15 protein-coding genes are annotated in these 22,477 nt (G+C 40.7%); 7 read left to right on the top strand and 8 right to left on the bottom strand.

All coding sequences use genetic code 11. The features are described 5' to 3' along the window. Window positions 1-414: a DUF6691 family protein gene (locus tag MNY66_RS11370; RefSeq protein ID WP_047256332.1), complete on the top strand. Its 414-nt coding sequence runs from the start codon at window positions 1-3 to the stop codon at window positions 412-414. A gap of 441 nt (window positions 415-855) precedes the next feature. On the opposite strand, the gene metK is transcribed toward MNY66_RS11370, so the two are convergent. Continuing rightward, window positions 856-2,010, bottom strand: a complete 1,155-nt coding sequence (gene metK / locus MNY66_RS11365; protein ID WP_047256331.1) for a methionine adenosyltransferase — start codon at window positions 2,008-2,010, stop codon at window positions 856-858. 678 nt (window positions 2,011-2,688) lie between these two features. Here metK and speA point away from each other — a divergent pair. The 3 genes from speA (at window position 2,689) to MNY66_RS11350 (ending at window position 7,048) form a co-directional block, all read left to right on the top strand. Continuing rightward, window positions 2,689-4,599: a biosynthetic arginine decarboxylase gene (gene speA, locus MNY66_RS11360; RefSeq protein WP_420029601.1), complete on the top strand. Its 1,911-nt coding sequence runs from the start codon at window positions 2,689-2,691 to the stop codon at window positions 4,597-4,599. Between the two features lie 225 nt (window positions 4,600-4,824). Beyond that, window positions 4,825-5,745, top strand: a complete 921-nt coding sequence (speB, locus tag MNY66_RS11355) for an agmatinase (RefSeq protein WP_047256365.1) — start codon at window positions 4,825-4,827, stop codon at window positions 5,743-5,745. A gap of 523 nt (window positions 5,746-6,268) precedes the next feature. Beyond that, window positions 6,269-7,048, top strand: coding sequence for an acetoin reductase (locus MNY66_RS11350; RefSeq protein WP_047256329.1), 780 nt, complete (start codon window positions 6,269-6,271; stop codon window positions 7,046-7,048). A 138-nt stretch (window positions 7,049-7,186) separates the two neighbouring features. Here the strand turns inward: MNY66_RS11350 and MNY66_RS11345 are convergent, their stop codons facing one another. The 7 genes from MNY66_RS11345 to leuA form a co-directional block, all read right to left on the bottom strand. Further along, window positions 7,187-7,924, bottom strand: coding sequence for a TerC family protein (locus tag MNY66_RS11345; RefSeq protein ID WP_241500880.1), 738 nt, complete (start codon window positions 7,922-7,924; stop codon window positions 7,187-7,189). Between the two features lie 108 nt (window positions 7,925-8,032). Next, window positions 8,033-8,722 (bottom strand): DNA mismatch repair endonuclease MutH, encoded by a 690-nt coding sequence (gene mutH, locus MNY66_RS11340; RefSeq protein ID WP_241500879.1) that lies wholly within the window; start codon window positions 8,720-8,722, stop codon window positions 8,033-8,035. A 544-nt stretch (window positions 8,723-9,266) separates the two neighbouring features. After that, window positions 9,267-10,955 (bottom strand): HTH-type transcriptional regulator SgrR, encoded by a 1,689-nt coding sequence (gene sgrR, locus MNY66_RS11335; protein ID WP_241500878.1) that lies wholly within the window; start codon window positions 10,953-10,955, stop codon window positions 9,267-9,269. A gap of 473 nt (window positions 10,956-11,428) precedes the next feature. Continuing rightward, window positions 11,429-12,031, bottom strand: a complete 603-nt coding sequence (gene leuD, locus MNY66_RS11330; RefSeq protein WP_047256325.1) for a 3-isopropylmalate dehydratase small subunit — start codon at window positions 12,029-12,031, stop codon at window positions 11,429-11,431. A 14-nt stretch (window positions 12,032-12,045) separates the two neighbouring features. Then, entirely contained in the window at window positions 12,046-13,449 is a 1,404-nt protein-coding gene (gene leuC / locus MNY66_RS11325) for a 3-isopropylmalate dehydratase large subunit (protein ID WP_047256324.1), read from the bottom strand. 1 nt (window position 13,450) lies between these two features. Then, window positions 13,451-14,542, bottom strand: a complete 1,092-nt coding sequence (gene leuB / locus MNY66_RS11320; RefSeq protein WP_047256323.1) for a 3-isopropylmalate dehydrogenase — start codon at window positions 14,540-14,542, stop codon at window positions 13,451-13,453. 2 nt (window positions 14,543-14,544) lie between these two features. Continuing rightward, a complete protein-coding gene (gene leuA, locus MNY66_RS11315; RefSeq protein WP_047256322.1) occupies window positions 14,545-16,122 on the bottom strand; it encodes a 2-isopropylmalate synthase in 1,578 nt (525 codons plus the stop codon). A 1,010-nt stretch (window positions 16,123-17,132) separates the two neighbouring features. On the opposite strand from leuA, the gene leuO reads away from it, so the two are divergent. The 3 genes from leuO (at window position 17,133) to ilvI (ending at window position 22,476) form a co-directional block, all read left to right on the top strand. After that, entirely contained in the window at window positions 17,133-18,119 is a 987-nt protein-coding gene (gene leuO, locus MNY66_RS11310; protein WP_047256321.1) for a transcriptional regulator LeuO, read from the top strand. A gap of 401 nt (window positions 18,120-18,520) precedes the next feature. Then, the gene (locus MNY66_RS11305) at window positions 18,521-20,341 is read left to right on the top strand and encodes an AMP-dependent synthetase/ligase (RefSeq protein ID WP_047256320.1); all 1,821 of its coding nucleotides are present in this window, start codon (window positions 18,521-18,523) and stop codon (window positions 20,339-20,341) included. A gap of 407 nt (window positions 20,342-20,748) precedes the next feature. After that, a complete protein-coding gene (gene ilvI / locus MNY66_RS11300) occupies window positions 20,749-22,476 on the top strand; it encodes an acetolactate synthase 3 large subunit (protein ID WP_047256319.1) in 1,728 nt (575 codons plus the stop codon). The last annotated feature ends 1 nt before the right edge of the window (window position 22,477 follow it).

Below are 22,477 nucleotides of genomic sequence, written 5' to 3'. Positions count from 1 at the left end.
ATGGTGGCGATTAGTGCATTATTCAGTGGCTTACTGTTTGGTTTCGGATTGATTATAGCCGGGATGAGTAATCCCGCTAAAATTTTGGCCTTTTTAGATATCACGGGTCAATGGGATCCTTCATTATTAGTGACGATGGCGGTTGCCATGCTTATTAGCGCCGTGGCTTTTTGGATTGCCAAGCAGCGAAAAAGCAGTCTGTTGCATTGTGATATACAGATCCCGACTAAAACCGTTATCGATAAAAAATTAGTGCTTGGAAGTTTGTTATTTGGCATAGGTTGGGGGCTCGCCGGCATTTGTCCTGGGCCTGCGGTATTATTAACTGGAGCAGGGCAGTGGCAGGGGATTATTTTTACATTCGCTATGGTATTGGGAATGTGGATTTTTCAGCGAGTTCATCAACCGAAATAATCTAAGTTAGCAAACGGTTTATGGCAGTTATAATAATATGTTTATAACAATACGCTTAGACAATGCGTTTAGATAATCGATTATGGCTCAAAAATTATAAACATGGAGTGGAGTAGTAGAAGGGATAACTAGAAGAAAGTATAAGATAAGCGATAACAAACAGAAGTAAAAATAACAATTAAAAACAATTAATTATAAATTAACTGACTTTAAATTTTATAGGCGGTGAATTTGGCTATCGAATATTTAATAACGCCCTAATAAATGACTATATGGTGATATTGATAGCTGTTTGATCAACTATTTAATAAACGCGTATTCGATGAATGATTATTTGATAAATAAGCAGGGAGCGCAGACTCAGCGAGATAGGGATATAAACTGATATGGCGGGAGTTATCCCGCCATTAACTGAACCAATAAGCATGTTAAATCTGAGGCTTATTTTAAACCTGCAGCTTCGCGTAGCAGTGCCGCTTTATCTGTTTTTTCCCAAGGGAACTGAGAACGACCAAAGTGACCGTATGAAGCGGTTTGTTGATAGATTGGTTGCAGTAAATCTAACATTTGAATTAAGCCATATGGGCGTAAATCAAAGAATTCACGCACCAACAGGACTAATTGCGCCGTTGGTACTTTTTCGGTGCCAAAGGTTTCAACCATGATAGACGTTGGTTCAGCAACACCGATAGCGTAAGAAACTTGAATTTCACAGCGATCTGCTAAGCCAGCAGCAACAATGTTTTTAGCCACGTAACGTGCCGCATAAGCCGCAGAGCGGTCAACTTTAGACGGATCTTTACCTGAGAATGCACCGCCACCATGACGCGCCATACCGCCGTAGGTATCGACAATAATTTTACGACCGGTTAAACCACAGTCACCCATTGGGCCACCAATAACAAAACGACCGGTTGGGTTAATAAAATATTTAGTGGTTGGAACTAACCATTCACTTGGCAGCGTCGGCTTGATAATTTCTTCCATCACTGCTTCGTGTAAGTCTTTTTGACTAATATCTTCAGAGTGCTGGGTCGACAGGACCACGGCATCAATACCGACAACTTTGTTATTGTCGTATTGGAAAGTAACCTGACTTTTAGCATCTGGACGTAACCAAGGCAAAATTCCACTTTTACGGACTTCAGCTTGACGTGCAACTAAACGGTGAGCGTAAGTAATTGGTGCAGGCATTAATACGTCGGTTTCATTAGTTGCGTAACCAAACATAATACCTTGGTCGCCGGCGCCTTGTTCGTAAGGATCTGCACGGTCAACACCCTGATTAATATCAGGAGATTGCTTACCGATCGCACTTAACACCGCGCAAGAATCAGCGTCAAAGCCCATCGCTGAACTGGTGTAACCAATATCACGAACGGTTTTACGAGTAATTTCTTCGATATCAACCCATGCACTAGTGGTGATTTCACCGCCCACCATTACCATGCCGGTTTTAACGTAAGTTTCGCAAGCAACGCGTGCTTTTGGATCTTGCTCCAGAATTGCATCAAGCACCGCATCAGAAATCTGATCGGCTATTTTATCCGGATGCCCTTCTGAGACTGATTCAGAAGTAAAAAGATGTATGGTCATTAGATTTAATACCTTGAGTGATTCTGGGATTTATGTGTGTATGGATGTTTTAACATCTAGACGTCTATTCTAGGTCGAAAGGTAAAAAAATTCCAGATTTTTTTTAGTGTGGTTAATAGATGAATATATTATTTCTCTGAAAATTAAATTTTATTGGCATAAGAGATAATTAGATTTTGCATTTATCATCTAATGAAGGTATAAACTGCTCCCGTAACAGAGACATTGATCTCATGGTTGCATACCAGCAGATATAGTCTGATTAATCTAAAATTAGAACTTATAAATCTAGGATGATATTCCTAGTTTTAAACTGCTTTCTATCAGGACTGTCGAATACGACAATGATGTTTGGGGGTTAATGGGTAATGATCCATAATCTGCTGAATAACAGTACCACACGGCCATGCAGCTCTCGCTGTATGTCATTGCCTTTGGCTTTCCTGTCTTTATCAACTTCATCACGAAGTTACCAATCCAAATATACAACCCGACTTATTAGCATTAGCAGGTAATGCTGGTATATTGATGGTTTGCACATCCATTGTTTAGTTTCACTAAGCACTTTGTTAATCTGAGTAATAGCTGTTTTCCCCACGTATAAATTCGGCACCATCATGGCTGATGAGCTGCAATGAAGGAGAAAGCGTCACTCACCCCTCCATAAAGGAGTCTACTATGAATGATAATATCGCTCGTAAAATGCGCCAAACATATAACATCGCATATTGGGGCGGAGGTTACTATCAGGTGAATGAACGCGGAAACGTCTGTGTTTGCCCTAATCCTGAGGAGCCAGACGCATCCATTGATTTAGCCGATCTAGTTTATCGGGTAAAAGAAGAACAAGAACATTTACGTTTGCGTTTGCCTGCGTTGTTTTGTTTTCCTCAAATCCTTCAACATCGTTTGCGCTCAATTAATGCGGCGTTTACACGCGCTCGTAAGTCTTATGGTTATAAAGGCGATTATTTTTTAGTTTATCCGATTAAAGTCAACCAGCAACGTCGTGTGATTGAATCATTAATTAATTCTGGCGAGCCGTTAGGATTAGAAGCCGGCTCTAAAGCCGAATTAATGGCCGTACTGGCGAATGCGGGACGGACGCAAACGGTGATTGTGTGTAATGGTTATAAAGACCGTGAATACATTCGCTTAGCGTTAATTGGTGAAAAACTGGGTCACAAAGTGTATCTGGTTATTGAGAAAATGTCAGAAATAGACATGGTGCTCAAAGAAGCTAAAGCGTTAGATGTTATTCCGCGCCTCGGCGTTAGAGCACGCTTGGCTTCTCAAGGCTCGGGTAAATGGCAAGCCAGTGGCGGTGAGAAATCTAAATTTGGCTTAGCGGCAACTCAAGTTCTGCAACTGGTCGATATGCTGCGTGCAGCGGATCGATTAGACAGCTTGCAACTGCTGCATTTCCATTTGGGCTCCCAAATGGCCAATATTCGTGATATCGCTACCGGTGTGCGTGAAGCGGCACGTTTTTATGTTGAGTTGCATCAACTGGGCGTTAATATTCAATGTTTTGATGTCGGCGGTGGCTTGGGTGTCGATTATGAAGGTACCCGTTCTCAATCTGATTGTTCGGTTAATTATGGCTTAAATGAATACGCTAATAATGTGATTTGGGCTATCGGTGATGCATGTGAGGAGTTCGACCTTCCACATCCAACGGTGATCACTGAATCTGGCCGTGCTCTGACGGCGCACCATACGGTATTGGTTTCTAACGTAATTGGTGTCGAACGCAATGAGTTTACAACTACTTCTGCACCGGAGAAAGACGCACCGCGTTCATTGATTTCATTGTGGGAAACTTGGCAAGAGATGCAACATCAAGGCAGTAGCCGTTCATTGCGTGAATGGTTGCATGATAGTCAATTTGACTTACAAGAAGCTCATACTCAGTATGCTCATGGGGTGCTCAATTTAACTCAACGTGCATGGGCTGAAGAACTGTATTTGAATATTTGTCGTCGTATTCAGCAAGATCTCGATCCTAGCAATCGTGCGCATCGTCCGATTATTGATGAGCTGCAAGAGCGTATGGCGGATAAATTTTATGTTAACTTTTCGCTGTTCCAATCTATGCCGGATGCATGGGGTATCGATCAGGTTTTCCCAGTATTGCCGATTGAAGGGCTGGATAAACCGTTAGATCGTCGTGCTGTTCTGTTGGATATTACCTGCGATTCTGATGGTATTATCGATCACTATGTTGATGGTGATGGTATCGAAACTACGATGCCGATGCCGGCGTATGATCCTGAACATCCACCGATGATTGGCTTTTTCATGATTGGGGCCTATCAAGAAATTTTGGGCAATATGCATAACTTGTTCGGGGATACTGCCGCCTTAGATGTGTGGGTTGATAGCCAAGGTAACAGCAGTTATCTGCAAAGTGAAGAAGGCGATTCGGTGGCGGATATGCTGCAATATGTCAAATTGGTGCCTGAAACTCTACTAGAAAGCTTTACTGAGCAAGTCAAGAACACCGGCTTAAGCGAGCAGTTACAAAAAGATTTTGTCGCTGAATTCGAGAACGGTTTATATGGCTATACCTATCTTGAAGAAGAGTGATCGGTCTTGAGGACGTGTAATTTTGCACGCTGAAGTCAGTTTTTAACAGTAAAATCTAATATCTTCATTAAGTTCAGCGATGCTTATTCAAGGTATCGCTGGCAGTAAAAATAAACAGAATATAACGCGTTGTTCCTTCGTATGCGTCAATTTATCGTTAAGATCATCGACGATGAGAGGGAGCAACGGATGCGTATGATGCATATTGCGTATAAAGGACAGATAATGATAAACAGCACTTTGGGTAATGAAACCGATAACTCTTTGGTTTCCAATGCGTTTGGTTTTTTACGTTTACCGCTGAACTTCCAACCTTATGACTCTGATGCCGAGTGGGTCATTACGGGGGTTCCGTTTGATATGGCGACATCTGGCCGCGCAGGAAGCCGTCATGGACCTGCTGCTATCCGCCAAGTTTCAACTAATCTTGCGTGGGAAAGTCATCGCTGGCCGTGGAATTTCAAGCTTACCGAGAAATTGAAAATTGTTGACTGCGGTGATGTCGTCTTTGCTTTCGGCGATGCACAGGATATGAGCGATAAATTACAAGCACATACCGAAAAACTTTTGGCTGCGGGCAAAAAATGCTTAACATTTGGTGGCGATCACTTTGTCACTCTACCATTGCTGCGCGCTCACGCTAAGCATTTCGGTAAAATGGCATTAGTGCATTTTGATGCCCATACCGATACTTATGGCAATGGCAGCAAGTTTGATCATGGCACGATGTTTTATCATGCGCCAAAAGAAGGGCTGATTGACCCAACTCATTCAGTACAAATTGGTATTCGTACTGAGCATGATAGCGACAACGGTTTTACCGTATTAGATGCCGGTCAGGTAAATGATAGAGCGGCAGCTGATATTATTGAGCAAGTGAAACAAATTGTTGGTGACATGCCTGTTTATCTGACTTTTGATATTGATTGCCTTGATCCTGCATTTGCTCCGGGAACCGGAACACCCGTGGTTGGTGGCTTAACGTCTGATCGCGCACTAAAAATCCTGCGTGGACTGCAGTCACTGAATATCGTCGGTATGGATGTGGTTGAAGTTGCGCCAGCTTATGATCAATCTGAAATTACCGCGCTTGCAGCGGCAACGGTAGCGTTGGATATGCTGTATATCCAAGCCGCTAAAAAGTAATTTACTACGCTGATTTATAAACAAAATCTGTTATATAAATGTAGTTATAAATGTAGTTATAAATGTAGTTATAAATGTAGCTATTTTAATCGTATATCACGGTTTAAACGTCAGTTGCAGAAGATGAATCGCCTGCAACTGACCAAATGGATTAACAATGCTCTCTGCCTAAAGCGAAGAATAGGGCAATTATTAATAGTCATAACTTCCTAGAGTTACACCGTATAAAATACTCCATCGCCCCTCAATTGTTTGATTTCCGTCCATAAAATAGCCAATAGCACTTTTTGGATACTCCTTTGGTGGTATCTTGGCAACATAAAAAACTACCATCAAAAGCAATATAGCTATTTTATTTCTTCAATTTATTCATATCACGATTTTATTTAATCATTATTTAGATTTTTGGCTAATTGTTAGCATAACGTCATTTTTTTGTATCTATTCCTTATTATTGTTAGGGTGTTATAACTTATTGTTGATAATCGTTATCAACAACTAGAGATATCCTTGGAGAAAAATAATGGCATTGAACAGCAAAGTTATTTTAGTCACAGGTGCAGCACAAGGCATCGGACGCGCAATTGCTCTTCGTTTAGCGAAAGAAGGCGCAGACATCGCTCTAGTTGATCTCAACCAGGACAAATTGACTAATGTGGCGAAAGAAGTTGAAGCATTAGGCCGTAAAGCCACTACGTTTATTGCGGATGTTAGTCATCGTGATGAAGTGTTTGCCGCAGTAGCGCATGCTGAGCAAGCCTTAGGTGGCTTTGATGTTATGATTAATAATGCCGGTATTGCTCAAGTTAAAGCCTTAGCGGATGTGCGTCAGGAAGATATGGATCGTATCTTCAAAATTAACGTTAATGGTGTGACTTGGGGGATCCAAGCGGCGACTGAAAAATTCAAACAGCGTGAGCAGAAAGGTAAAGTTATTAATGCCTCTTCAATTGCCGGCCATGATGGATTTGCGTTGTTAGGTGTCTATTCTGCAACTAAATTCGCGGTCCGCGCATTAACCCAAGCAGCAGCCAAAGAATATGCCAGTGCGGGGATCACCGTTAACTCTTATTGCCCGGGGATTGTTGGTACGGATATGTGGGTCGAAATTGATGAGCGTTTCTCTGAAATTACCGGCGCACCGATTGGTGAAACCTACAAAAAATATGTGGATGGTATCGCTTTAGGTCGTGCTCAGACTCCAGACGATGTGGCGGCACTGGTCGCTTTCTTAGCCAGCGATGACGCGGATTATATTACCGGCCAATCTATTTTGACCGACGGCGGAATTGTTTATCGTTAATACGCCTGAGTTTACAGCAATTGATGACTAATCATTGATTATCTTTGGTTGACTGAATAAAAAGCCTTATTGAAAAATAAGGCTTTTTTGTGATCTGTACCAAGCTCTATCTCTACGTTATCAGGCTATTAATCGCCGTTATGAATGTGATTTTTGTTTTAGTGATTTCTGTTTTTTGCTGCGCAGAATATTGAGTAACTGCACTGCCATTGAGAAGAACATCGCGAAGTAAATATACCCTTTAGAAACATGAACTTGTACGCTTTCTAAAATCAACGTAAAGCCAATCAAAATCAAGAAAGATAACGCCAGAATTTTGACTGATGGGTAGCGATCGACAAAATTCCCAATCGGACGTGCCGCAAACATCATCACACCTACGGCAATAATGACTGCGGCCATCATAATAACTAAATGTTCAGATAAACCGACGGCGGTGATCACCGAATCGAGACTAAAAATAATATCGAGTAAGGCAATCTGAACAATGGCATTCCAAAAAGAATGAATTTTTTGTGTCGGTTGTTCATCTTCATCTACTTGATCTATCGCTTCATGGATCTCTTTGCTGGCTTTCCAAATGAGAAATAATCCACCGGCGAATAAGATGATATCGCGCGCCGAAATAGGTTGTTCCCACAATATAAATAAAGGATGCGTTAAGCGGATAATAAAAGTAATTGAGGCCAGTAAGGCTAAACGCATGAGCATTGCTGCGAGTAGCCCCGTTCGGCGTGCTGCATTTTGCTGATGGGTGGGGAGTTTACTGACCACTAACGCCAAAAAGATAATATTATCAATGCCTAAAATGATTTCTAGAATGGTCAATGTTGCTAAGGCCATCCAAGCATGTGGGTCTATTAACCACTCGAACATGATGACTACCTTTTAATATTTATTAAATTATTGATTAGATGATTATAGGCTTCTGGCATAGTAATAAAAATATTTTTGCCGAACAGCCAGCCAATTTATTTAGCTAACTTATTCATTTATTGCACGGAAATGCCGTGCTAATAATGGGCCGGTAAAATCTTTTTTAAGATAAAAGCCTCGCGGTAAGGTCATAATTGGTTGTCCTTCTGGGCCAATCCCTTCGGTTAGCGCTTTACTGTTGGCAGCTTTAGGTCGAATTTGCAAAACTTGTCCATGCCGAGCCGTAATAGTTTCCACTTTGCCAAGAACAATTAAATCCATTAATTCTTCCCAATCTTGTTTTAGTAATTGATCTTCTATTGCTGAAGGACGCCATAATAAGGGACTGGCAATCCGCCGCTCAGCTAAAGGTATTTGTCGTTCGCCTTCAATTGGAAACCACAATACACAGGATAATTTATGCCGTACATGGCTGTTTTCCCAAGTGATTCCGCTATTTCCTGTTAAAGGAGCAACGCAGACAAAGGTGGTTTCTAGCGGGGTTCCTGTGCGATCAATTGGAATAGTTTTAAGTTCAATTCCTAGATTGGCGAAGTCTTGCTCGGCTTTACTGCCTGCCGACGCGCCTAATAAGTATTCTAGTAACATCCCAACCCAGCCTTTGTCTCGTTTTAAATCGGGAGGGATTGGCAATCCGGCGTAATTTGCTAATTCGCCAAGCGTATAGCCAGCCAATGCGTCTGCACGCGCCATTAGTGTAGCTTGATCCGTTGGGGGAGCGGGAGCGATAAAATTCATTGTTTTGATTAAAAAATAACCATTAAGTTGAGCGATAAGTTATTCAGTATAACATTTTAAATAATAATTTTTTAATTGGATGATTTACAAAGTAAATATTTAACAAGTTAGCGTTAAAATGCCAATAATATTTGGCTTATGCCTTTTAATCCCCAATTAATAACAGGATCTTATACTAGGTTATCCACAGGTTTGTGGGATAACTGGAAAAACATCGAACTACTGGCTAAATTTACAGGCTTGACTGTTGCGGTTTTTTACGAGTTTTAGTGCTATTTGTGCAACTAAGATACATATCCTGTGGATAAATACCTTATTGGTTGTTTTTTGTTCTTTGAGGTTTTGAGGGCATTTTATTATGGTAATAAATAGTCTATTTAGGCATTTTATTTTATGTTATCCATATGATTATAAATAAGTAATTTAAAATTTGTAAAATATTGTCAGCCAATAACTCACAAACTATACCCCGATTGTTATGATGTTGTTCACATGGATATCCACAGAAAAAGTGAATAAAATCCTTATCATCTACTTTGGGTGTTTATAACTTTAAGGGTTTCTGTGTATTATCTTCCAACGGCTTAAACCATGCTGATTTAAAATCGAACCAACCAAAAGTATTCATTCTAACCCCGCGTAATGTCCTCTGGCCTTGGATCTCTAATCGATGGTGTAAAAGGGGATGGAACATTTGACTCTCGACCATACTCGCGCACCAGCGCTCAATATTAAGCTCTCTCTGTCGCCATTGAGAAAGTTCGGCACTAAAGGAGGTATTTAGACATTTATGCAATAAAGGCATTTCATACAGTGTAGAAAAAAGAGAGAATTCGAGAGGGCGAATAAAATTAGCGGTCGCTAGCCAAATGTCACTTTCTGCGTTGCCATTGAACCAATCGTCATAATCAATGATATTAATATTGAGTTTTACGCCCTGCATAGCGAGTACGTGCTGCATTATCTGGCTGATAGTATTAAATTCGTGATGATGATGATAAAAAGTCACCGTAAGCTCTGTTAATTCAGGCGGTTTCGGTAAATAAGATAACGTTTTGCTGTGATGCCAATGCAGCAGTAGCCCATAAGCAGGCGCCCAATGGCGTTGATAGAAAGGGTCACAATGGGCTAATAGATTGATCGGGGTAAGAAAACTGCACAGCCACTGGCGTATATCATCACGCTGGCTAAGTTTAGAGCGTGCATCCATCAATAAAAAATAGCATCCATCTTCCATTCTACCTTCAAGACAGTCACTGTTTTCTTCATCGCCTTCCATTTTTAAAGTGGTACATACCATTTGTTGTGATAATTCGGGTAATACCCAAATAGAAACTTCATCGAGTAATGAGCGATAACCAAAATAACGATCAAAGGCGCTAATCGTGAGTTTATTGGGCGTATTTTTTGTGACTTGATACGGTCCTGTACCGATAGGATGTTTAGAAAAATCCTTAATTTGCTGCCATTCATTCGGTAGAATAGCTGCATGTGGACTGCCCATTAACCAAGGAAATTGTTTATCACGCTCAGTAAGATAAATATCAATGATATAGGGCAGGGGGGAATCAATGTGATCGATATGAGAAAATAGCGGCCAGCTGCTTTTTAAGCGTTGAAGAGACGTAATAATATCGTTCATTTGTAATTCGCGACCATGATGAAAATAAATGGCTGGACGCAAATAAAATCGCCAGTGTGTTTCACTGATGGCCTGCCAATGGTGGGCTAATCCGCTTTCTACTTCCCCTTTTTCCTCATTTATATGGGTTAAGCCATTAAATATCTGGCTGAGCAAGTGGATTTCTGAACGTCGAAGTGGGGTTCCGGGCAATAAATTAGGAAATGCGCGGTAATAAACGATACGTAATAGACTTTTTCCTTGCCGGTAGCTACGTTCTAACTCTGACAGTACCGTTTGACGGATAGCATCTTTATCACCGACCAGTGCTACGAGCTTTTCAATGCCCTCTTGTTGTAATAATTTTTCGGCTTGAGCCTGCTGTAATTCGAGCCCGTTACGATGAAATTGCAGCCAAGAAAGCTTTCCTCGCCCGGCAGCTGCCTCCCATGAGAGCCAGCCATTAGTCTGCATTTCATTCAATAGGGTTCTGACATGGCGACGAGAGCAATATAAAACCTCGGCAAGAGATTGTAAGTTGGTTTGGCTGTTTACACCATTGAAGTGCCGCCACAGGCGGACAAATTGATTTTGTAAACGTGGGCTTGGCATAAAAGAGGAACCTCAAGAGATTTTTCATCAATTTTAATTTCTGCGTAACCGGGCATAATGTCAAGCAGTTAAACATTTTAGTCAATCGGGCTTTGGTCGGATTGAACGCCAATTTATTGAGTAATGGTGATTTTACCAGCCGATATTTGTTTTATCGGCCTTTTTCTGTGTCAGCTATTCTCACAATAGTCTTATTTATTTTATTATTTAAATTTCCTCTTTTATTTCGATTGTTTTTTTTATCTCATCTCGTATCGATGTTCGTTATTTATTATTCTGTATTGCTTATGGTCTTGAATTTTAATCGTATTGCATAAATGAAAAATGAAAAATGAAAATTGATAGATAAATATGGAGTTATAAATATAGAGAGGAAAATCAAATTGAAATGGACAATACTAGGAAGAAAATCTAACTGTAGAGGAGGAGCATAAAGTACGCCGCAGAAGATATCCACGGCGCGTGGAGACAGATTAACGCAAAAATACCGGAATATTGGCCTCGAAGGCGTTGATTTGGTCTTGATATTGCAATGTCAAACCAATGCTGTCTAATCCATTCATCATACAGTGGCGGCGAAAGCTATCAATTTCAAATGGATAGCTATTATCACCGGCGATGACGGTCATCTCGTTGAGATCCACAGTGAACTGGCAGCCGGGATGCTGTGCAACATAATCAAATAACTGATCAATTTGTTCTTCAGTTAAGCTGATAGGTAATAATTGGTTATTAAAGGCGTTGCCATAAAAGATATCGGCAAAACTTGGCGCGATAACTACGCTGAAGCCAAAGTCGGTTAGTGCCCATGGCGCATGTTCGCGCGAAGAGCCACAGCCAAAGTTTTCACGCGTTAGCAAAATACTCGCTCCCTTAAACTCGGGGCGGTTTAATACAAACTCGGGGTTCGGTTGCTGGCCGGCATCATCTAAAAATCGCCAGTCATTAAACAGATGTTGACCAAATCCGGTGCGGGTTACTTTTTGTAAAAATTGTTTAGGAATAATAGCATCGGTATCAACATTGGCTGCATCTAATGGCGCGACAATCCCGGTATGAGTGATCAATTTTTCCATGTTAGTCTCCTTGATTAAGCCTGAATGTCACGAACATCAGCAAAATGACCACAAATAGCGGCGGCGGCAGCCATTGCTGGGCTAACTAAATGCGTCCTTCCCCCTCGGCCTTGGCGACCTTCAAAGTTGCGGTTACTGGTCGATGCACAGCGTTCGCCCGGGTTTAAGCGGTCATTATTCATCGCCAAACACATTGAGCAGCCGGGCAAACGCCATTCGAATCCGGCATCAGTAAAAATCTTATCTAAGCCTTCTTCTTCTGCTTGCGCTTTTACTGGGCCAGAGCCAGGCACAACAATCGCTTGGACGCCTGTAGCCACTTTTTTTCCTTTCGCGATAGCCGCAGCTGCGCGTAAATCTTCAATTCGTGAATTGGTGCAGGAGCCAATAAAGACCTTATCAATCGCAACGTCTGATAATTTAATTCCAGCGGTTAATCCCATATATTCCAAGGCTTTTTCTGCAGACGCGCGTTCAATAGGATCCACAAAGGATCCCGGCATAGGAATCGGCTGGTTAATTGCAATCACTTGGCCCGGATTGGTACCCCATGTGACTTGAGGCGCAATATCTTCAGCTTGCAGGGTGACGGTTGCATCGAAGACTGCATCAGGGTCGGATTTTAAGCTTTTCCAATATTCGACCGCTTGTTCCCACTCTTGGCCTTTAGGCGCAAATTGGCGGCCTTGCATATAGGCAAAGGTGGTTTCATCTGGAGCGATAATGCCGGCTTTAGCGCCTAATTCAATCGCCATATTACATACGGTCATGCGGCCTTCCATGGTTAAATTCTCGATAGCTTCGCCGCAGAATTCAACAATATAGCCGGTACCGCCTGCACTGCCTACTTTACCAATAATTGCTAAGACGATGTCTTTAGCGGTGATCCCTTCGGCTGTTTTCCCCACCACTTCAATTTTCATGGTTTTGGCTCGAGCTTGTTTCAAGGTTTGTGTCGCCATAACATGCTCAACCTCGGAGGTTCCGATACCAAATGCTAATGCACCAAACGCCCCATGAGTCGCCGTATGGGAATCGCCACATACAATGGTGGTTCCCGGCAAGGTAATCCCTTGCTCAGGGCCCATTACATGGACAATTCCTTGATAAGGATGATTTAAATCATACAATCGGACGCCGAATTCTTCACAGTTTTTAATTAATTCTTGCATTTGGATCCGAGCCATCTCACCGCAGGCATTAATATCTTTGGTTTGTGTCGAGACATTATGATCCATGGTGGCAAAGGTTTTACTCGGCTGATGCAATGGGCGATTTTTGGTTCTTAACCCATCAAATGCTTGCGGCGAGGTCACTTCATGCACTAAGTGGCGGTCAATATAAATCAGCGGTGTTTCTCCGGCGACTTCACGGACAATATGCGCATCATATAATTTTTGATATAAAGTTTTCGCCATGTTAAGCCCCCTCGATAATGTTACGCGCGATGATATCGCCCATTTCACGGGTAGTAATTGGATTGCCATCTGTGGCTAGATCAGCCGTGCGGTAGCCATCTTCTAAGGCTTTATTTACGGCACGTTCAATCGCATCCGCGGCAGCATTTTGATTTAAGCTAAAGCGCAATAACAGTGCTGTAGATAAAATTTGTGCGATAGGATTGGCAATATCTTGCCCTGCGATATCCGGCGCAGAGCCACCCGCAGGTTCATATAAACCAAAACTTTTTTCATTTAAACTCGCAGAAGGTAACATGCCCATAGAGCCGGTTATCATGGCGCATTCATCTGAAAGAATATCGCCAAAAATATTTGAACATAACACCACATCAAATTGAGATGGCGCTTTGATCATCTGCATGGTGGCGTTATCAATATACATATGATTGAGCTCAATTTCTGGGTACTCTTTGGCAACTTCATTGACCACTTCACGCCATAAAATTGAACTCTGTAATACGTTAGCTTTATCAATCGAGGTCACTTTTTTACGGCGCTTAGCCGCAGATTCAAAGGCAATACGTGCAATACGTTCGATTTCGTAGCGATGGTAAATTTCGGTATCGAAGGCGTGCTCATTATCGCCTTCACCTTTACGTCCTTTCGGCTGACCAAAGTAAATACCCCCGGTTAATTCACGGACACATAAAATATCAAATCCTTGAGCGGCGATATCGGCACGTAAAGGGCAGAATGCTTCTAAGCCTGAATACAAACGTGCTGGGCGCAAGTTACTGAATAATTTAAAATGCTTACGCAATGGCAACAGTGCACCGCGCTCAGGTTGTGAGTCCGCGGGTAAATGCTCCCATTTAGGGCCGCCAACCGAACCAAATAATACGGCATCGGCTTTTTCACAACCTGAAACTGTCGCAGGAGGCAGTGGATGACCATGACGATCAATCGCTATCCCACCCACATCATATTCGCTGGTCGTTATCGTCATTTGAAAACGCTGGCGGATAGCCTCCAACACCTTATAAGCCTGAGCCATAACTTCGGGCCCGATTCCGTCACCCGGCAATACGGCGATATGATAGCTGTTCGACATAGTTATTCTGCTTCCTTTGTGTTTGGTTGTGAATTTTGATGAATTTTATTTTTTTCTTTTTCGACTTGCTCTGAGCGCCAAATACAGTTGAGTACGTGGATCATTGCATTGGCGGACGAACCGACGATATCGGTAGCTAATCCCATACCGTGGAAACGACGATTATTGTATTCGACCACAATATCCACTTGTCCTAAGGCATTTTCCCCCTGACCTTTAGCGGACAACTGGTAAGAGACTAATTTTATTGGATAACCAGTGATTTTATTAATTGCTTGATACACTGCATCTACGGGACCATTGCCGGTGGCAGCTTCTGATTTTTGCTGTTCGCCGCAGATCAATTTTACTGTAGCGGTAGCCAGGATACTTGAGCCAGATTGGGTGCTGAAATATTCCATTTTGAAGTGTTCGGCTTCTTCTTGTTGCTGAGCGAAGAATGCCAAAGCTTCTAAATCGTAATCAAACACTTGGCCTTTTTTGTCGGCTAACTGTAAGAATGCTTCATATAAGCTATCTAAAACAAAATCTTTGCCTTCTTTATAGCCCATTTCTTCCATACGATGCTTGACTGCGGCTCTGCCAGAGCGTGAAGTCAAATTTAATTGAACTTCTTTTAAACCGATCGAGGCCGGCGTCATTATTTCGTAAGTTTGGCGGTTTTTTAAGACACCGTCTTGGTGGATCCCAGAAGAGTGCGCAAAGGCATTACTACCCACCACCGCTTTATTTGCAGGGATGGGGGTATTGCACAATTGGCTGACTAACTGACTGGTACGATAGATTTCTTTATGATTGATATTGGTGTGTACGCCCATCATTGACTCACGCAATTTGATGGCCATAATAACTTCTTCTAACGCACAGTTGCCTGCGCGTTCACCTAATCCATTAATCGTTCCTTCAACTTGGCGTGCGCCAGCTTGTACTGCACTAATCGAATTTGCTACCGACATGCCTAAATCATCGTGGCAATGAACCGAAATAATGGCTTTATCAATATTTGGAACGCGGTTATATAAAGTTTTAATAATATTGCCGAATTCAAAGGGTGTGGTATAACCCACGGTATCAGGAATATTGACAGTGGTTGCGCCAGCTGTAATTGCGGCTTCTACAATGCGACATAAATTATCGATATCGGTACGGCCAGCATCTTCACAAGAAAACTCAATATCGTCGGTAAATTTGCGTGCATGTTTAATCGAATCAACTGCCATGACCAAAGCATCGTCGAAGGTTTTTTTCAATTTATGTTCAACATGCAAATTGGATGTGGCTAAAAATAAATGTAATCGAAAGGCTTCAGCGACTTTTAATGATTCTGCCGCCACATCGATATCCTTTTTTACGCAACGCGATAAAGCACAAATTCGACTATTTTTAATTTCACGGGCGATAGTCTGAACAGATTCAAAATCGCCGGGTGAAGAAACGGGGAAGCCGGCTTCAATAACATCGACACCTAAGCGCTCTAAAGCAAATGCAATTTGTAATTTCTCTTTAACGGATAAACTAGCCTGCAATGCTTGTTCGCCATCACGTAAGGTGGTATCGAAGATAATGACTTGGTTGCTCATGTTGTATTCCTTATTTCGAAGGTGGCTTTTTAGAGTGTTACAGCGGCTGCAGGCATAAAAAAACCCGCGGCTTGCGCGGGTTTTCTTAATCTAGTGGAAGATTTCTCAGCTTATTTTCCACCTATAAGCATACCGCGCACTTGAGATGCGATTAGTAGTAGGCTTAGTAGGCGAATAGATTTAATCATAATAGCTGGCTCATTCCGATTTAACTTAAACTCTGTATGCCTTTATTGTTACGTTATCTTTGAGTGGCTGTCAAATGCTGTTTTTTATCTTCATATAGCGTGGATTTTCACCTATGTTGATATATAATTTAAACTTGGTAGTTATGGCTGATTTCTAAATTATTAGTGATGTTTTTATCTATATCAGTAGATAATAAGCAGATAAAATTCTGGCTATAAAATTTTTGGTTATGATACATAGTCAGAAGTTATGTGTTGATGTTTTTTTGTGCGGTTAATCGCTAGACTAATCATTTATTGGAAATGATATATTAGCTAAAAAAATATTAATTAATTATTAATACTTGGTTTATATATAATAAAAAGAACATAATCGTTGTAATTAATCTGATTGTTTATAATACCAAGAAAGAAATAGATACTTTTATTATGAATTCTTCGGTAAATTCTTTTATTATTAACAGAGCGATGAAAAGTTAATTTTAATGATTTCGATATATTAATTTAAAATATGAATGTTTTAAATGGGTGGTTAGTGATGGTTGCCATGTGACTCAATTAAACGCATTAATAACATTAATAATTAATTCGGTATTAGTCGACATGATTTATGTTAATGAATAACTTTAGTTAAATAACTTGAGTGAATAGTAATTGATAAGAACGTCGTTTCAATCATGCAGGGAAAGCAGAGTAATTCATTAGATTAATGATTTATTCATAAAAGTAAAATTTGATGAATATAAAAATTGCCAAATAGCATTATTAAGTCGCTGGTTATTATATTCATAAAAAATGATACATATATTAGTGGAGTGAAAAATGACTGACTACAATACAGTTTCAACAACCAAAAAAGAACACTGTGATATTCATTTGCGTAATGTCGATCTGAATTTATTAACCGTATTCGATGTTGTGATGCAGATGCAAAATGTCACCCGAGCTGCTCAAGTTCTTGGTATGTCTCAGCCGGCAGTCAGTAATGCTGTATCACGATTAAAATCAATGTTTAATGATGAATTATTTGTTCGTTATGGCCGTGGTATTCAACCGACTTCACGTGCAAAACAATTATTCGGTCCTGTAAGACAAGCCTTACAGTTAGTACATAATGAGTTGCCTGGTGCCGGTTTTGATCCACAGCAAAGTGAAAGAACCTTTAATTTATCTATATGCAGTCCATTAGATATTCGTATTGCCGCAGGAATTGTTGATAGATTTAATTATAATGCTCCCCATATTGATGTGATGATCCGCTCATATCTTGATGATAATATTGCCCACCAATTAAAGTATCAAGAAACTGAATTTGTTATTAGCTATAATGAATTTGAAAAAGCAGAATATCAGCATAAAGTGTTATTTAATGATGAACTTGTCTTAGCTGTTTCGCAAAATCACCCAAGAATTTGTGATTGTATTTCATTAGTTGATTTAGCCTGTGAAAAACATGCGATAATGTCTTTAGATAGCGTGGGGTCATTTAGTAAACCTTATTATACTAATACTGAATTATCCCATTCAATTAGTTATCAAGGTACCGATTTAAATAGTGTTTTAAATATTGTTTCACAAACTTATTTAGTTGCGATTGCTCCAAGATGGTTAGTTGAATATTATTCATCGAGTCTTAAACTTCGTGCTATTAGTTTGCCGTGGAAAGAAACATATCGTCCGTGTTATTTAATTTGGCATGAATCTACAACCCGAGATAAAGGTCATCAGTGGATGAAATCTCAGCTCGGTCAGTTATCTGAAATTAATGACTATATGTGTGCTAATCATAAGGGTACTAATACTAAATAGTACTACAGCTTCAGTATTGCAGCTTCGCGGCCATAAACAAGTCTGGGGGCTGATATACATATAATCGAAGCAAATATCAATTCATTGATTTAATTCAATAAGTAATAGTGTGTTAAGTATTGAATATTATTCCATTATAATCACTTATTAATTAGTTATTTTAATAATGGCGTTATAACTCCTAATGCCTAGCCCATTGCTAAGATATTGTGATGGGTTTTGGCATATTGAGTAAATTTGCAAATATTTACCCGATATGTCTTTTCTGAATCGCATTTAATAGATAAACTCTGTTGAAAACTAAGCTAACACTTGTAAGCTGAAATTATTACTCAGTTCAATAAAACTGTGTGTTTACCAGTTTTATACAGTTAACAACTGTTATTCACAGGGAATACAATTTGATTACTGAAAATCTGCATTCTTATCACTTAGTCAATCGACTACAGTATCGGATTAACGCAACAGAATTTGCTAGCAGAGTTGCCTTTCGTCAATGGGAAAAAGGGCTACAAACCCAATTGACCTGGGGGGAAGTCGGGGAGAAAACCCACGCATTATCACTGGCGCTACTTGCTTTGAATGTTGATTGTCAGGAAAACATTGGTTTATTCGCTCAAAATAGTATGAATTGGTCATTGGTTGATTTGGCTATTTTGCAAACCCGAGCGATAACAGTGCCGCTTTACAGTACCAGTAGCCAAGAGCAAGCAGCCTATATTATCAATGATGCTAACATTCGGATTTTATTTGTCGGCGACGCAGATCAATATGCTATCGCTCGCGAGCTTCCAGCTCTCTGCCCGCAACTTAATGCGATTATTGTGTTAAATGATTCGGTGGCGATTGAAAAATCAGACTCCGTATTCTATTTATCTGATTTTATTCAATTAGCCGCGCCACAGTATCAAGCTATGTTAGATGCGCGTATTGCGTCTCATAATCTAAGTGACTTATTTACGATTATCTATACGTCGGGAACGACGGGTGAACCTAAAGGGGTCATGTTGGATTATTACAACATGGCGGCGCAGCTCTATTTACATGATCAACGTCTGAAGCTTACTGAAAGCGATGTTTCTCTCTCATTTTTGCCGTTATCTCATGTTTTTGAACGGGCATGGAGTTTTTATGTCATGCATTCTGGCGCTCAAAATGTGTATTTAACCGATACTAATGCAGTGAGAGAAGCGATGACCTCGGTAAAACCAACGGTAATGTGTGCGGTGCCGCGGTTTTATGAAAAAGTATATAGTGCAATTCAGGATAAAGTCTCCAAAGCCCCGTTGATACGCCGTAAATTATTTGCTTGGGCAATTAAGCAAGGGAACGCTAAAGTTAATGCCCATCAACAAAATATACCGTTGAGCAGCTTTGGTCGGGCTAAAGTTAAAGTAGCTGAAAAATTAGTGCTCAGTAAATTACGTAATATTCTCGGAGGTCGAATTCGCTTTTTGCCGGCCGCGGGTGCACGTTTAGACGATAAAATTATTCGTTTCTTTTTAGCCGCAGGGATAAATATTAAATACGGCTATGGCATGACAGAAACCTGTGCGACAGTTTCTTGCTGGGAAGAAAACCAATATCGTTTGGGCTCTATTGGTACGCCATTAAACGGGATTGAGGTGCGTATTGGTCCTGAAAATGAAATTCAGGTTAAAGGTCCGATAGTGATGAAAGGTTATTATAATCGACCTGAAGATACGGCGCAGACCTTCACTGACGACGGCTGGTTACGTACCGGAGATGCCGGTCAGATTGATCAGCAAGGCAACTTATATATAACTGAACGTTTGAAAGATTTGATGAAAACCTCAAATGGCAAGTATATTGCTCCTCAAATGATCGAAGGTACCTTAGGGCAGGATAAATTTATTGAACATATCGCGGTAATCGCGGATGCGCGTAAATTTGTTTCTGCGCTAATAGTACCGTGTTTTGATTCATTAGAAGAATATGCTCGTTCGATTAATCTTAAATATCATGATCGCTTAGAATTATTAAAAGACTCACGTATCGTAGCTTTATTTGATAGTCGATTAAAAGAAATGCAGCATAATTTTTCCAATTTTCATAAGGTTAAGCGTTTCACTTTATTATCCAATAACTTTTCGATGGAAAGTGGAGAATTAACTCCCACATTGAAATTGCGCCGTAAAATAATTTCTCAGCGTTATCATTCTGAAATTGAATTGATGTACGGTGAACAAGTGTCACGCTAAGCTAACGATAAAAGACCACCCCTTAGCAGGAATGTTATTTACTGTTATGGGGCGATTTTTATTGGTTAATCATCTTAAACACTCCTTTTCTCTGATTTATATTTTTCCTATGAAGACTTTTTGTGCTAAATAAATAAAATATCTCGGTCTTTGCTCCCCTCATTATTCTGAAAAATTGTTTAATTTTAGACAAATCCATTGCTCAGCAAAGTTAATCCAGTTTTATCTTATAAACTCGGCCATTTTTACAAAAATGCTATTTGCGAACTGCAAAATGGAACGTTATGTTATTAGGAGGGTTGCCTGCAATCATTGGGGTTAGCTCAAAAATCAAATAACAAAATGACATAACAAAAAGAAGGATCCATCCTTCTGTAAACTTGCAAACTATGCTTGGAGGCAAACTCATGGAGATGTTCTCAGGAGCCGAGATGATCGTCAAATCGTTGATTGATCAGGGGGTGAAGCACGTATTTGGTTACCCCGGCGGCGCTGTTTTGGATATATACGATGCATTGCATACTGTGGGTGGGGTTGAGCATATTCTAGTTCGCCATGAACAAGCTGCGGTGCATATGGCTGATGGCTATGCCAGATCAACGGGTGATGTTGGGGTGGTGTTGGTCACTTCAGGCCCTGGAGCGACCAATGCAATTACCGGAATTGCTACGGCGTATATGGATTCAGTACCGCTAGTTATCTTATCGGGGCAGGTAGCTAGCTCATTGATTGGTAATGATGCATTTCAGGAATGCGACATGGTTGGGATCTCGCGCCCAATCGTAAAACATAGTTTTTTAGTTAAAGATGCCCAAGATATCCCTGAGACGATTAAAAAAGCCTTTTTTATTGCGGCGAGTGGGCGTCCGGGACCTGTAGTTATTGATTTTCCCAAAGATACAGTAAACCCAGCAATTAAAAAACCATACCATTATCCTGCTGAAGTTAGCTTACGCTCTTATAATCCGACTATCCAAGGGCATAAAGGGCAGATTAAAAAGGCATTATCCAAATTATTGGCGGCACAAAAACCGGTGCTTTATATTGGTGGTGGTACTATTAACTCGGCATGTTCAGCTGAATTGCTGACATTAGCTGAAAGCTTACGTCTCCCGGTAGTATCGACGTTAATGGGGTTAGGCGCGTTCCCTGAAACGCATACGTTATCGGTTGGTATGTTAGGCATGCATGGTACTTATGAAGCTAATAAGGTCATGCATAACGCTGATATTATTTTTGCTGTTGGTGTGCGATTTGATGACCGAACGACTAATAATTTGGATAAATATTGCCCAAATGCCACGGTGATCCACATTGATATTGATCCTGCATCAATTTCAAAAACTGTATCGGCAGATATCCCGATTGTTGGCGATGCAAAACAGACGTTACAGCAAATGCTGAGTCAGCTATCATCAGCAGAATCAAAACAAAATAAATTGGCCTTGGCTGAATGGTGGAAACAGATTGAAGATTGGCGTAGCCGTCATTGTCTCGATTATCCACAATTAAAAGATAAAATTAAGCCACAGCAGGCAATTCAAGCTATCTATCGTTTAACCGCAGGTAATGCATATGTGACTTCAGATGTTGGTCAACATCAAATGTTTGCGGCGCTGTATTATCCATTTGATAAACCAAGACATTGGATTAATTCTGGTGGGCTGGGTACCATGGGCTTTGGTTTACCTGCGGCGCTAGGCGTTAAACTCGCACATCCGGATGCTACCGTGGTTTGCGTTACGGGTGATGGCAGTATCCAAATGAATATTCAAGAGTTATCAACGGCATTGCAATATAGCTTACCGGTGTTGGTGCTTAATCTTAATAATGGTTTTTTAGGTATGGTAAAGCAGTGGCAAGATATGATTTATCAAGGTCGCCATTCTCAATCTTATATGGAATCCTTGCCGGATTTTGTCAAATTAGCTCAAGCCTATGGCCATATCGGAATTTCAATTAAGACCCCCGACGAGTTAGACAGTAAATTAACACAAGCATTAGATTACGTTAATAACCATCAGCGCTTAGTGTTTGTAGATGTTAATATTGATGAAACTGAACACGTTTATCCGATGCAGATCCGCGGGGGCGCGATGGATGAAATGTGGTTAAGTAAAACGGAGAGGACCTGAT

It is taken from the genome of Moellerella wisconsensis (assembly GCF_022592395.1).
Taxonomy (GTDB): Bacteria; Pseudomonadota; Gammaproteobacteria; order Enterobacterales; family Enterobacteriaceae; genus Moellerella; species Moellerella wisconsensis.
Note: the sequence above shows the minus strand (reverse complement) of the source record. Positions and strands in the feature narration are given on the sequence as shown.